Consider the following 13,360-nt stretch of genomic DNA (forward strand, 5'->3'; position numbering starts at 1 on the left):
ATGACAATTCAATGACATCACGAGATCTTCTTCAAAGTCAGCGAACGCAGCCTCCCGCATCACATCGATCCACTCGTCGGCCATGCCCTCCCCGACCCGCATCGGGCGGCAGGCAAGCCCAAAAATCTTGCGGTTAATTGCCTTCCTACAAAAAATAACGCCGGGCGAAAAGCCCGGCGTTTTGGCAACAACTAGCGGCGAAGACCCGGTTTCAGGCCCGCAAGGCGTCCGCCAGTGTCTGCGCTGCCTGCTCCGCGGTCTCGACCTTCTCGGCTTCGACCATCACGCGCACCACCGGCTCGGTCCCCGATGCTCGGATCAATACCCGACCCCGGCCCTCGAGCTGCGGCTCGATCACGGCGCGCGCCGCGCTCAGGCCCGCGTGGGACTGCCAATCAAAGCCCTTTTCCACGCGCACATTGATCAGCGTCTGCGGGAACAGCGAAACGCCTTCCAGCAATTGCGACAGGGTCTTGCCGCTACGGCGCAATGCGGCCAGCACCTGCAACGCGGAGACGATGCCGTCGCCGGTCGTGTGGCGGTCCAGGCAGAGCAGATGGCCCGAGCCCTCGCCGCCCAGCGTCCACTTGCGCTTGTTCAGCTCTTCCAGCACATAGCGATCGCCCACCTTGGCGCGCACGAACTCCACGCCCTGGCGCTTGAGCGCGAGCTCCACCGCCATATTGGTCATCAGCGTGCCCACCGCGCCCTCCACGGCCTGGCCCGCCTGCAAGCGGTCCTGGACGATCAGGTACAGTAGTTCATCCCCGTTGAACAGGCGTCCGTCGCGGTCCACCACCTGCAGGCGGTCCGCGTCGCCGTCGAAGGCCAGGCCGAGATCGGCGCCATTGGCCTTGACCGCTTCGATCAGTTTTTCCGGGGCCGTCGCGCCGTAACCGGCGTTGATGTTGCGGCCATCCGGCTGGTTGCCGATCGAGATCACGTCGGCGCCAAGCTCATGGAAAACGTGCGGAGCGATGTGGTAAGCGGCGCCATGCGCGCAGTCCACCACCAGCTTGAGCTTGTGCAGGTCCTGCTCGTAGGGAAACGTGCTCTTGCAGAATTCGATGTAGCGGCCAGCGGCATCTTCGATGCGGCGCGCGCGGCCGAGATCGTCCGAGCGCACGCAGACCATCGGCTCTTCCAGCGCTTGCTCGATCGCCATTTCCACGGCATCCGGCAGCTTGTCGCCATCGGCGGAGAAGAACTTGATGCCGTTGTCGTAGTACGGGTTGTGGCTGGCGGAGATCACCACGCCTGCCGACAAGCGCAGCGCACGCGTGAGATAGGCCACGCCCGGTGTCGGCAGCGGCCCGGTCAGCAGCACGTTGACGCCTGCCGAGGTAAAGCCGGCCTCTAGCGCCGCCTCCAGCATATAGCCGGAAATACGCGTGTCCTTGCCGATCAGGACGGTCGGACGCGCCTGATCTTGCTGTTTCGCGCCATGGGCGAGCACCATGCCCGCCGCATAGCCCAGGCGCATCACGAAGTCGGGCGTGATCGGCGCCTCGCCAACCCTGCCGCGAATCCCGTCCGTGCCGAAATACTTGCGTGTCATATGGTCATTCTCCCGTTGTTCGGTGTTGCGGATGCCGAATGCTAAAGGCTAAGCGCGCAATGCTGGATGCCCGTAATCAAAACAAATGTTAACAGGCAATAGTTTCATGACGGATGGCCCACCAGATCTTGAGCGCATCCACAGTTTGTTCCACATCGTGCACACGCACGATATACGCACCCCGTTCCGCGGCGCATACCGCCGCTGCCAGGCTGGCGGCGATCCGCTGCTGCGGCGGCCGCCCGCCCAGGATCGCGCCGAGCGTCGACTTACGCGACAGGCCTACGAGCAAGGGCAGGCCATCCACCGCCAGTTGCGGCAACTGGCCCAGCAGCCGCAGATTATGATCCGGCGCCTTGCCAAAGCCAAAGCCCGGATCGAGCGTGATGCGGCTTTCAGCCACGCCGGCGGCGCGCAGCGCGTCCACCCGCTCGCGCAGGAAACCAGCCACCTCTTGCACCACATCCTCGTACTGGGGTTGCTCCTGCATGGTCTGCGGATCGCGCTGCATATGCATCACGCATAGTCCGGCCTGCCCCGCCTGTGCCTCACTCACCGCCTCGACGGCGCCAGGCATGCGAAAGCCCCAGATATCATTGATCAGGTCCGCCCCGGCAGCCAGCGCCGCACGCATGACTTCCGGCTTGTAGGTATCGATGGACAGCGGCCGGCCACAGTCGCGCAGCGCCTCGACCATCGGCAGCACGCGCGCCAGCTCCTCGTCCAGCGGCAATGCCGCCGACCCCGGCCGGCTCGACTCGCCACCGATATCGATGATGTCCACGCCTTCGGCAATCATGCGCTCGGCATGGCGCAAGGCGGCATCGCGGCCAGCATGTTGGCCGCCATCGGAAAAGGAATCGGGGGTGACGTTCAGGATGCCCATCACCAGCGGACGGCGGTCGCGCGCGAAGCGGTAGCGGCCGCACTGGAAACTCGAATCGGTTGAGATCGACGACAAGATACGAAAGGACGAAAGCCAGGAAAGTGGAAATCCGCTGCGCGACGCACGCGCCTGCAAAGAAAAAGCCGGCGCACAAGGCGCCGGCTTCAGACTTGGTGAACGACCGCTACAACCACGACAACTGTGCCAGCGCGCTTCCAGATTATCGGAGCGCTGGCCTCATCATCGTGCCGGCCATCCGCTCAGGCCGTGGCCGGAGCGTTGGTCGGAGCCACCGGCGAGCCACCCGACGGGGTGTTGCCACCACCGTTCTGGCTGGACGCGCCACGCGGCGGCCGCGGCGGCTTGCCCGCCATGATGTCGTTGACCTGGTCCGCATCGATGGTTTCCCATTCCATGAGGGCCGCAGTCATGGCTTCGACCTTGTCGCGGTTTTCTTCGAGCAGGCGCTTGGCCAGGCCATATTGCTCGTCGACGATGCGGCGGATTTCCGCATCGACCTTGACCTGGGTAGCTTCCGACACCGTCTTGGACGACATCTTGCCGAACATGCCATCCTGCTCGGTATCCACGTACACCATGGTACCCAGGGTGTCGCTCATGCCGAAGCGGGTGACCATGTCGCGAGCCGTCTTGGTAGCGCGTTCGAAGTCATTGGAAGCACCGGTGCTCATGGCGTTGAGGAAGACCTCTTCCGCCGCGCGGCCGCCAAACAGGATGGCGATCTCGTCAAGCATGTTGTCCTTGTACTTCGAGTACTTGTCGTGCTCCGGCAGCTGCCAGGTCACGCCCAGTGCCCAGCCACGCGGCATGATGGTGACCTTGTGCACCGGATCCGCCTTGGGCAGCAGCTTGGCCACCACCGCATGGCCGGACTCGTGGTACGCGGTTGCGCGGCGCTCTTCTTCGCGCATGACCGTGGACTTGCGCTCCGGGCCCATGTAGATCTTGTCCTTGGCGTCCTCGAAGTCCTGCATGTCGACCACGCGCTTGCTGCGGCGGGCGGCGAACAGTGCGGCTTCGTTGACCAGGTTGGCCAGGTCGGCGCCGGAGAAGCCCGGAGTACCACGCGCAATCACCGAGGCGTCGACGTCGTTGCCGATCGGCACCTTGCGCATGTGGACCTTGAGGATCTGCTCGCGGCCGCGGATATCMGGCAGGCCGACATACACCTGGCGGTCGAAACGGCCCGGGCGCAGCAGCGCCTTGTCAAGGACGTCCGAACGGTTGGTCGCGGCGATCACGATCACGCCCGAGTTGGCCTCGAAACCGTCCATCTCGACCAGCATCTGGTTGAGCGTTTGCTCGCGCTCGTCATTGCCGCCGCCCATGCCGGCGCCGCGGTGACGGCCGACCGCATCGATTTCGTCGATGAAGACGATGCAGGGCGCCTGCTTCTTGGCATTCTCGAACATGTCGCGGACACGGGCCGCGCCCACGCCGACGAACATTTCAACGAAGTCCGAGCCGGAGATGCTGAAGAACGGCACCTTGGCTTCGCCGGCGATAGCACGCGCCAGCAGCGTCTTGCCGGTGCCCGGAGGGCCGACCAGCAGCACGCCGCGCGGGATACGGCCGCCCAGCTTCTGGAATTTCTGCGGATCCTTGAGGAAGTCCACCAGTTCGATCACTTCTTCCTTGGATTCGTCGCAACCGGCGACGTCCTGGAAAGTGACTGCATTCTGGTTTTCATCGATCAGGCGCGCGCGCGACTTGCCGAAGGAGAAGGCACCGCCTTTCCCGCCGCCCTGCATCTGCCGCATCATGTAGAACCAGAACACGATGATCAGCAGGGTGGGCCCGAGATAATACAGGGCCTGCACCAGCATGTTGGGTTCGTCGTCTGCCTTGCCGGTGACCTGGACGCCGAACTTCATCAGGTCGCCAACCATCCAGATGTCGCCCGGCGAAATGATGGTGTACTTCTGCCCTTCCTTGGGCGTCACCACCAGATTGCGGCCTTGCACGTCAACCCGGCCCACCTTGCCGGCCTTGGCATCATCCATGAACTGCGAATAGGTGACGCCTTCCTGCGTGCGGGGCTTGTCGAACTGCTTGAAGACGGTAAACAACACCAGCGCGATCACGAGCCAGATTGCCGCCTTTTGAAACAGGTTGTTATTCAAGGCCAAACTCCTTTACGAACGCCTTGCCAACGGGATAGCTGCATTGTAATGCAGCGCCCGGCGTCGGGTAAAAAGCAAATTCATCGAAGCGATAGGCACCGCTTCACCCCGCCGACTTGAGGAAACGCCCAAGAATGAAGGTCTCGGAAGACTTATCGCGTGACGCCTTGGGCTTGCGTTTCGCGACCACCTTGAACTGGCGTTTGAACTTCTCCACGATCTGGCTGTAGCCGCTGCCATGGAAACACTTTACCAGCAATGAGCCCTCCGGCTTCAGATGGGCCTGGGCAAATTCCAGCGCCAGGTCACATAAGTAATCGATACGGGCCGCATCGGCAAAGGCTACACCGGACAAATTGGGGGCCATGTCCGACAAAACAAGATCAATCTTTGCCCCGCCGGACGCTTGCAGCACGATTTCCTCCAACTGGCGGAAAACGTCCTCCTCGCGGAAGTCACCCTGGATAAATGTGACGTCGGCGACAGCCTCCATCGGCAGCAGGTCGATGGCAATCACCGCGCCGTCGATGCCCCCGTCCTTGGCGCGCGTAGACGCCGCCAGCTTGTTGCGGGCGTACTGGCTCCAGCTGCCGGGGGCCGCGCCGAGGTCGACAATGACCTGGCCGGGGCGGATCAGCTTGTCCTGCTCGTCGATCTCTTTCAGCTTATACGCTGCGCGAGCGCGGTAGCCCTCTCGCTGCGCCAATTTGACGTAGGGATCGTTGATATGGTCGTGCAACCACGCCTGATTGAATTTGTTCTTGGCCATTCCGGATACATCTGTATGGAGAAAAACGCCGCCGACCCGCGGCCGCCCGTGCGTTTTTCACTCGTTTTGCTGTTTTTGCAGCCTGACCGCGCCAGTTTGACGGATAATACGCGCCGATTCGCTTTTTCGGCACTTCGGTGCCTTGGTTTGCGCACCACTTGCGCGCCCATTTGCGCCCTCGCCTGCGCTTTACTTATGCCCGCTCTTCAACTTATTCCCGCCCAGCGTTCAGAACTCCGCTCCCGTGCCCATGGCCTCAATCCGGTCGTGATGATCGGCGGCGAAGGTCTGACGCGTCCCGTCCTGGCCGAAATCGACCGTAGCCTGGCATCTCACGACCTGATCAAGATCCGCGTATTCGGCGACGACCGCGAAAGCCGCATCGCCATGTACGAAACCATCTGCGAAGATCTGGACGCCGCTCCGATCCAGCATATCGGCAAGCTGCTGGTGGTGTGGCGCCCGGGTCCGGCCGTCCTGAAGGAAAATCGTCCGCAGGAACTGGGCCGCCTGGCCCCGCGGGGCGGCGCCGCCCCGCGCACTGTCACGGTCAAGAAGCCTAGCGCCGCGCCCAATCGGCGCCCCAAGCGCTCGCAAGTGACGGTGCTGGGCAATGAACGCGTCACCGCCGGCGGCAACGTCAAGCGCGCGCGCGTCCGCCCGACCAGCCAGAAGAAGAAAGCGCTCGACTAATGTCGAAGCCATGCCAGCGCGCCCGCCCGGGCCGCTGGCATGGCAAGGGACGGCCACCTGGGCTCGCCCCTTCAGTCTCACTCGCCAGCCGAGCGCGGCGCCGCTGCGCGCCACACGGTGACCAGCGCCAGCAAGCTGTGCACCAGGTAGAACACGCTGGACACCCCATGCAACATGCCGAATTGCCCTTTATAGGGCGACTCGGACACGCCCAGGCCAAGCGCCGTCGCCTTCTCCTTCAGGTTTTCCATGAAGGGCTGGATACCGAAATACCCCGCCAGCACGCACAGCAGCATGCCCAGCACAAGCCAGCGCAGGCCGCGATAGCGTCCCGCGCCACGGCGGATCATCAGGTTGCACAGCGCCAGCTGCAGCACACCGACCACCACGCCGAGGATGGCCTCGGTCCGGAACAGCTGCCCGGCGATCAAGCCTGCCGTCTCGCGGCTGGGCAGCACGGAAAACAACGTCGGGGCCACCATGTAGCCCACTGTCCACAGACTGCCGGCCCATACCACGGTCAGCAGGAGGAAGATCCGATGCGGCAGCGGCGGCAGGCTCGAATAGGAGGAAGAGAACACGCAGCCTCGTTTAGACGTAGCGAACCGTGATGACTTCGTATTCGCGCTCGCCGCCAGGGGCCAGCACGATCGCCACATCGCCCTCGAACTTGCCGATCAGCGCACGCGCGATCGGCGAGCTGACGGAGATCTTGCCGCTGTCCAGGTCGGCCTCGTCGTCGCCGACGATCTGGTAGCTCACGGGCTTGCCCGATTCCAGGTCTTCAAGGTCGACGGTAGCGCCAAATACGATGCGGCCGTCGGTATCGAGCTGGGTCGGGTCGATGACCTGCGCCGCCGACAGCTTGGACTCCACCTCGATGATCCGGCCTTCGATAAAGGCCTGCTTTTCCTTGGCGGCGTCGTACTCGGCGTTCTCGGAGAGGTCGCCTTGCGCACGTGCTTCGGAAATGGCGTTGATCACGGCGGGACGTTCGACGGCCTTCAGGCGCTGCAGTTCCTCTTTCAGCAGCTCGGCACCGCGCTTGGTAATCGGAATGCTCATGTCTTCGTTCAACAAAAAAATGAGCCGCAGCGGAGCAGGAACCATGCGCCGGCATCACTGCCCGGGGCACTTCCGCTCAACCGCGGCTTTGAGGTTGTCAGGTTGTATCGACGGTTAGATCGACGAAATTGCTGTTAGTTTAGGCCAAGACGGCCGCCCGCAGCAACTGCGGGCGGCCCGGAGGCCTTCAGCCGTCTACTCTACCGTCTTTCGGTCTTAGCGCCTCAGGCTAGCGAGGCGTGCAGGCTTTGCAGGTCATAGACCTCCAGGCTCTGCATGTGCTTGAGGCCCTCCACCGCGGCGCGCGCGCCGGCGATGGTGGTGTAGTAAGGCACCCGGCTGGCCAGCGCCGAGATACGGATCGAGCGCGAGTCGGCGATGGCGGTACGGGTTTCGTCCACGGTGGTGAACACCAGCGCCAGCTCGCCGTTCTTGAGCATGTCGACGATGTGCGGACGGCCATCCTTCACCTTGTTGACCACGCGCACCGGGATGCCGGCGGCTTCGATAGCCGACGCGGTGCCGCGGGTGGCGACAATTGGGTAGCCCATGTCGTGCAGCATGCGCGCCACGCCAACCGCGTGCGGCTTGTCGCTGTCCTTGACGGTCAGCAGCACGGTGCCCTTCTCCGGCAGGCGCGAGCCCGCGGCAAGCTGGCTCTTGAAGAGGGCTTCGCCGAAGGTCTTGCCCACGCCCATCACCTCGCCGGTGGAGCGCATCTCTGGTCCGAGCACCGGGTCGACACCGGGGAACTTGTTGAAGGGGAACACCGCTTCCTTGACGCTGAAGTACGGGGGCACCACTTCATCGAACACGCCTTGCGAGTCGAGCGTCTGGCCCGCCATGCAGCGCGCGGCGATCTTGGCCAGCGACAGGCCGGTGGCCTTGGACACATAAGGCACGGTACGCGAGGCGCGCGGGTTCACTTCCAGCACGTAGACGATATCCTCGCCATTGACTTGCTGGATGGCGAACTGCACGTTCATCAGGCCGATCACATTGAGGGCCTTGGCCATCGCCGCGGTCTGGCGCTTGAGTTCGTCCACGGTGGCTTGCGCCAGCGAGTACGGGGGCAGCGAGCAGGCGGAGTCGCCCGAGTGCACGCCGGCTTGCTCGATATGCTCCATCACGCCGCCGATAAACACGCGTTGGCCGTCGCACAGGGCATCGACGTCACACTCGATGGCGTCGTTCAGGAAGCGGTCCAGCAGCACCGGGGAGTCGTGCGAGACCTTGACGGCCTCGCGCATGTAGCGCTCGAGGTCGCGCGGCTCATGCACGATTTCCATCGCGCGGCCACCCAGCACGTACGACGGGCGCACCACCAGCGGATAGCCGATCTCGGTGGCCAGGCGCAGTGCTTCGTCCTCGGCACGGGCGGTGCGGTTGGGCGGCTGGCGCAGGCCCAGTTCATGCAACAGCTTCTGGAATCGCTCGCGGTCTTCGGCGGCATCGATCATGTCGGGGCTGGTGCCGATGATGGGCACGCCGTTGGCTTCCAGGTCCAGCGCCAGCTTCAGCGGAGTCTGGCCGCCGTACTGCACGATCACGCCGACGGGTTTTTCGCGGTCGACGATTTCCAGCACGTCTTCGAGCGTCAGCGGCTCGAAGTASAGGCGGTCSGAGGTGTCGTARTCGGTCGACACGGTTTCCGGGTTGCAGTTGACCATGATGGTCTCGTASCCGTCCTCGCGCAGCGCCAGTGCGGCGTGCACGCAGCAGTAGTCGAACTCGATGCCCTGGCCGATCCGGTTCGGGCCGCCGCCCAGCACCATGATCTTGCGATTGGTGGTGGGGTCGGCTTCGCACTCGCCATGCTCGGCTTCATACGTGCCGTACATGTAAGCGGTATTGGTGGCGAACTCGGCAGCGCAGGTGTCCACGCGCTTGTACACCGGGCGCACGCCGGCGGCATGGCGCGCAACGCGCACGGCTGCGGGCTCGGCGCCCATCAGCTTGGCCAGGCGGCGGTCCGAGAAACCCTTCTGCTTCAGGTGACGCAGCTCGGCGGCCGACAGGCTGTCCAGCTTGCGTGCCTTGACCAGGGTCTCGGTCTTGACGATGTCTTCGATCTGGGCCAGGAACCACGGGTCGATGGCGGTCTCGGCGTGCACTTCTTCCAGCGACATGCCGATGCGGAAGGCGTCGCCCACGTACCAGATGCGGTCCGGGCCGGCTTCGCCGATTTCTTCGACGATCTCGTCGCGGTCGGTGGACTTGTCATCCAGGCCGTCCACACCCACTTCCAGGCCGCGCAGGGCCTTCTGGAACGATTCCTGGAAGGTACGGCCCATGGCCATCACTTCACCCACGGACTTCATCTGGGTGGTCAGGTGGCTGTCGGCCTGCGGGAATTTCTCGAACGCGAAACGCGGCACCTTGGTGACCACGTAGTCAATCGACGGCTCGAACGAGGCCGGGGTCGCGCCGCCGGTGATCTCGTTCTTCAGCTCGTCCAGCGTGTAGCCCACCGCCAGCTTGGCGGCGACCTTGGCGATCGGGAAACCGGTGGCCTTGGAGGCCAGCGCCGACGAGCGCGACACACGCGGGTTCATTTCAATCACGATCATGCGGCCGTCAGCCGGGTTGATCGAGAACTGCACGTTGGAGCCGCCGGTGTCGACGCCGATCTCACGCAGCACCGCCAGCGAGGCGTTACGCAGGATCTGGTATTCCTTGTCGGTCAGGGTCTGGGCGGGCGCCACCGTGATGGAGTCGCCGGTGTGGATACCCATCGGGTCCAGGTTCTCGATCGAGCAGATGATGATGCAGTTGTCCTTTTTGTCGCGGACAACTTCCATCTCATACTCTTTCCAGCCCAGCAGCGACTCTTCGATCAGCAGTTCGCGGGTCGGCGAGAGATCCAGGCCGCGCTTGCAGATTTCCTCGAATTCTTCGCGGTTGTAGGCAATGCCGCCGCCGGAGCCGCCCAGCGTGAAAGACGGGCGGATCACGATCGGGTAGCCGCCGGTGGCGGTTTCCTTGGCGATCTGCGTCTGCACGGCCAGCGCTTCTTCCATCGAGTGTGCGATGCCGGACTTGGCCGAGCCCAGGCCGATCTTGGTCATCGCTTCCTTGAACTTCTGGCGATCCTCGGCCTTGTCGATGGCCTCCGGCGACGCGCCGATCAACTCGACGTTGTACTTTGCCAGCACGCCATGGCGATGCAGATCCAGCGCGCAGTTCAGCGCGGTCTGGCCGCCCATGGTCGGCAGGATGGCGTCGGGACGCTCTTTTTCGATGATGCGCTCGACCACTTCCCAGGTAATCGGCTCAATGTAGGTCACATCGGCCGTGTTGGGATCGGTCATGATCGTGGCCGGGTTCGAATTCACCAGCACGACCTTGAAACCTTCCTCGCGCAGCGCCTTGCAGGCCTGGGCGCCGGAATAGTCGAACTCGCACGCCTGCCCGATGATGATGGGGCCGGCGCCGATGATCAGGATGCTCTTTATGTCTGTGCGCTTTGGCATTGCACGCTCTCATTATTGGCCGGCCCGCACAATCGCGCGGGCCGCACCGGATATCAGGATTCGATTCAGTTCAGGGTGGCCGTCGCCAGCTTGGCGCCGAAGCCGATGAACATGGCGCCTACCCCGCTCGCCATGCCCGCCGACAGGCGTCGTCGGCGGCGAAATGCTTCGGCCAGCCTGGCGCCCACGAAGATGATCGCAGTCAGGTAGGCGAAGCTGCACAACTGGCACACCAGCCCCAGCGCGACAAACGACAGCGCCGGGTAGCCGAACTGCGGATCGACGAACTGGATGAAGAAGGAGATGAAGAACAGGATGGCCTTGGGGTTGAGCAGGCTCACCACCAGTGCCTTGCGGAACGGGCTGACCGCGCGGTCCACAGGCGTTTGAGCCTGCGCCGCCGTCCCGCCATCGCTGCCACGGCTCAACCATGCGCGCACGGCACCGCGCAGCATCTGGAAACCGATCCAGCCCAGATAAGCGGCACCGATGGTCTTCACCACGTAGAACAAGGCGGGGCTGGCCTTGAGCAGCGAGGCCACGCCCGCCGCCGACAGCACCATCAGGATGGCGTCCCCCAGGAACACCCCGCAGGCACCCTTGTAGCCTTCGCGCACGCCGCGTTGCGCSGCRAYSGATAGCACRTACATCGARTTCGGCCCCGGCAGCAGCACGATRAARATCGTGCCGAGCACAAAGGTCCAGAAATCGGTAATGCCCAGCGCGGYATGCATGAAGGCGTTCATCGGGTCGTCCTGCGGTCTGCTTGTCTACGTAACTTCTCGTCTTGGCTTGAACGTGCTTACTGGCGTGCGTCCGCCATCATCTTGGTGAAGCGGTCGAACAGGTAAGCCACGTCGTGCGGGCCCGGCGAGGCTTCCGGGTGGCCCTGGAAGCAGAATGCCGGCTTGTCGGTCAGCGCGAAGCCCTGCAGCGAGCCGTCGAACAGCGACACGTGGGTGGCGCGCACGTTGGCAGGCAGGGTGTCGGCGTCCACCGCAAAACCGTGGTTCTGCGAGGTGATCACCACGCGGCCGTCGTCGAGGTCCTTCACCGGATGGTTCGCGCCATGGTGGCCGAACTTCATCTTCAGCGTCTTGGCGCCGGCGGCCAGCGCCATGATCTGGTGGCCCAGGCAGATGCCGAACGTGGGAATGCCGCGGGCGATGAACTCACGGGTGGCACGGATCGCGTAGTCGCAGGGCTCGGGATCGCCAGGGCCATTCGACAGGAACACACCGTCCGGGTTGAGCGCCAGGGCATCTTCCGCGCTGGCTTGCGCTGGCAGCACGGTCACCTTGCAGCCGCGTGCGGCCAGCATGCGCAGGATGTTGAACTTCACGCCGTAGTCAAAGGCCACCACGTGGAAGCGCGGCGACTCCAGCTTGCCGTAGCCTTGGCCCAGCACCCATTCGGTCTGGTTCCACTCGTACGGTTCCTTGACCGACACCACCTTGGCCAGGTCCATGCCGGCCAGGCCGGGGAAGGAACGCGCCAGGTCGATGGCCTTCTGCACATTATCCTCGCCAGCGAGGATGCAGCCGTTCTGCGCACCCTTCTCGCGCAGGATACGGGTCAGCTTGCGGGTATCGATGCCGGCAATCGCCACCACCTTTTCCTGCTTCAGGTAATGGCCGAGGGAATGTTCCTTGCGGAAGTTGGAGGCCAGGAGCGGCAGATCCTTGATGATCAGGCCGGCGGCATGGACTTTCGTGGCTTCGACATCCTCAGTATTGACCCCGACATTGCCGATATGCGGATACGTCAATGTGACGATCTGCCGGGAATAGCTGGGGTCGGTGAGGATTTCCTGGTAACCGGTCAGAGCGGTGTTGAACACCACTTCGCCGATGGTATGGCCGGAAGCGCCAATGGAATAGCCACGAAAGACCGTGCCGTCTGCAAGCGCGAGAATGGCGGACGGAAAAGACGGTAACACGGGTAGGCTCCTGCTGGATTCACCCCGTGACCGACCTGCTCAACGCCTCTTGCCCCGTTTGTCCGGCGGGGCGACAGGCAGCGCGCGGATTGTCGATTTCGTCGACTGGGCGCGATGCTTGTCGCCGGGGCCGTTCGCTCGGTGCTCGATACGCCACATCAAACAATGCGGCGGAGCCAGGGCGAAATGGGGGCGGCGGAAGGTGGAATTCGGTAGGCGCTAGGGTGAGGGGTTCTGAAAGCGAAACTTTTGGATTATACCCCGCGTCACCCATTTTCTCAAGTTATCAAGGACTTGCGGACGCCTCCACCCTCCTCAACGGGCCCGGCAGCCCGGCGGCATGCCGGGCCGATGGCGTCATTCGCCGGCCGGCACCACCGCTGTCACCTCGATCTCCACCTTGGCGCGCGCCTCCACCAGATCGGCCACTTCGACCGCCGTCATGGCCGGAAAATGACGCCCGATGGTGGCGCGGTAGTGCTCGCCGATGGCACGGTAGGCCGCCACATATTCCACCTTGTCCTTCACATACCAGGTCATGCGCACGATGTGCTCCGGACGCGCGCCGCCCGCCGCCAGCACCGCCACGATATTGCGCAGCGCCTGGCCAACCTGCTCGGAGAAGTCATCGGTCTCGAACTCGCACTGGCCGTTCCAGCCGATCTGGCCGCCGACGAAGAGCAGGCGGCTGCCCACCTGCAATTCAGTCATGGTGCCGTTCGAATAGCCGCGCGGCGCGGCCCAGTCTGGTGGCTGGAGAATCTTCATGGTCGGTTTTCCGTAACGTAAGAAGTGATCAGGATCTAGGATTGGGATCTTGTTTTCTGTTTGGC

At 63.6% G+C, this 13,360-nt stretch carries 11 protein-coding genes; 1 reads left to right on the plus strand and 10 read right to left on the minus strand.

The window, feature by feature from the left end; translation table 11 throughout:
* Positions 1-211 precede the first annotated feature (211 nt).
* The 4 genes from glmM to AC1DQR_RS28765 all read right to left on the minus strand — a co-directional run bounded on the left by glmM (position 212) and on the right by AC1DQR_RS28765 (position 5,357).
* Positions 212-1,558 carry a phosphoglucosamine mutase gene (gene glmM, locus AC1DQR_RS28750; protein ID WP_183035037.1) on the minus strand — a complete coding sequence of 449 codons (1,347 nt, stop codon included), beginning with the start codon at positions 1,556-1,558 and terminating at the stop codon, positions 212-214.
* Positions 1,559-1,646: 88 nt separating this feature from the next.
* Positions 1,647-2,444: a dihydropteroate synthase gene (gene folP, locus AC1DQR_RS28755; RefSeq protein WP_416050355.1), complete on the minus strand. Its 798-nt coding sequence runs from the start codon at positions 2,442-2,444 to the stop codon at positions 1,647-1,649.
* Positions 2,445-2,704: 260 nt separating this feature from the next.
* Positions 2,705-4,588, minus strand: coding sequence for an ATP-dependent zinc metalloprotease FtsH (gene ftsH, locus AC1DQR_RS28760; protein ID WP_150983315.1), 1,884 nt, complete (start codon positions 4,586-4,588; stop codon positions 2,705-2,707).
* Positions 4,589-4,691: 103 nt separating this feature from the next.
* Positions 4,692-5,357 carry an RlmE family RNA methyltransferase gene (locus AC1DQR_RS28765; protein ID WP_416049102.1) on the minus strand — a complete coding sequence of 222 codons (666 nt, stop codon included), beginning with the start codon at positions 5,355-5,357 and terminating at the stop codon, positions 4,692-4,694.
* A gap of 195 nt (positions 5,358-5,552) precedes the next feature.
* Here AC1DQR_RS28765 and AC1DQR_RS28770 point away from each other — a divergent pair, with 195 nt between their 5' ends.
* Positions 5,553-6,050 (plus strand): YhbY family RNA-binding protein, encoded by a 498-nt coding sequence (locus AC1DQR_RS28770; protein WP_043347609.1) that lies wholly within the window; start codon positions 5,553-5,555, stop codon positions 6,048-6,050.
* Between the two features lie 77 nt (positions 6,051-6,127).
* Here the strand turns inward: AC1DQR_RS28770 and AC1DQR_RS28775 are convergent, their stop codons facing one another.
* The 6 genes from AC1DQR_RS28775 to AC1DQR_RS28800 all read right to left on the minus strand — a co-directional run bounded on the left by AC1DQR_RS28775 (position 6,128) and on the right by AC1DQR_RS28800 (position 13,295).
* The gene (locus tag AC1DQR_RS28775) at positions 6,128-6,631 is read right to left on the minus strand and encodes a DUF4149 domain-containing protein (RefSeq protein ID WP_416049103.1); all 504 of its coding nucleotides are present in this window, start codon (positions 6,629-6,631) and stop codon (positions 6,128-6,130) included.
* A gap of 10 nt (positions 6,632-6,641) precedes the next feature.
* The gene (gene greA / locus AC1DQR_RS28780) at positions 6,642-7,115 is read right to left on the minus strand and encodes a transcription elongation factor GreA (RefSeq protein ID WP_043352072.1); all 474 of its coding nucleotides are present in this window, start codon (positions 7,113-7,115) and stop codon (positions 6,642-6,644) included.
* Between the two features lie 224 nt (positions 7,116-7,339).
* The gene (gene carB / locus AC1DQR_RS28785) at positions 7,340-10,588 is read right to left on the minus strand and encodes a carbamoyl-phosphate synthase large subunit (protein WP_416049104.1); all 3,249 of its coding nucleotides are present in this window, start codon (positions 10,586-10,588) and stop codon (positions 7,340-7,342) included.
* A 65-nt stretch (positions 10,589-10,653) separates the two neighbouring features.
* Positions 10,654-11,334 (minus strand): leucine efflux protein LeuE, encoded by a 681-nt coding sequence (leuE, locus tag AC1DQR_RS28790; RefSeq protein ID WP_477134222.1) that lies wholly within the window; start codon positions 11,332-11,334, stop codon positions 10,654-10,656.
* Between the two features lie 56 nt (positions 11,335-11,390).
* Positions 11,391-12,527, minus strand: coding sequence for a glutamine-hydrolyzing carbamoyl-phosphate synthase small subunit (gene carA / locus AC1DQR_RS28795; protein WP_043347616.1), 1,137 nt, complete (start codon positions 12,525-12,527; stop codon positions 11,391-11,393).
* 357 nt (positions 12,528-12,884) lie between these two features.
* Complete coding sequence (locus tag AC1DQR_RS28800; protein WP_416049106.1) at positions 12,885-13,295, minus strand: RidA family protein; 411 nt, start codon at positions 13,293-13,295, stop codon at positions 12,885-12,887.
* Between the last annotated feature and the right edge of the window lie 65 nt (positions 13,296-13,360).

The organism is Cupriavidus sp. 05L411, assembly GCF_056398045.1.

What these genes read in the sequence shown, in the direction of transcription:
- folP (WP_416050355.1), bottom strand. Translation starts at nt 2,444, where the DNA reads ATGGGCATCCTGAACGTCACCCCCGATTCCTTTTCCGATGGCGGCCAA.
- AC1DQR_RS28765 (WP_416049102.1), bottom strand. Translation starts at nt 5,357, where the DNA reads ATGGCCAAGAACAAATTCAATCAGGCGTGGTTGCACGACCATATCAAC.
- greA (WP_043352072.1), bottom strand. Translation starts at nt 7,115, where the DNA reads ATGAGCATTCCGATTACCAAGCGCGGTGCCGAGCTGCTGAAAGAGGAA.
- AC1DQR_RS28770 (WP_043347609.1), top strand. Translation starts at nt 5,553, where the DNA reads ATGCCCGCTCTTCAACTTATTCCCGCCCAGCGTTCAGAACTCCGCTCC.
- AC1DQR_RS28800 (WP_416049106.1), bottom strand. Translation starts at nt 13,295, where the DNA reads ATGAAGATTCTCCAGCCACCAGACTGGGCCGCGCCGCGCGGCTATTCG.
- glmM (WP_183035037.1), bottom strand. Translation starts at nt 1,558, where the DNA reads ATGACACGCAAGTATTTCGGCACGGACGGGATTCGCGGCAGGGTTGGC.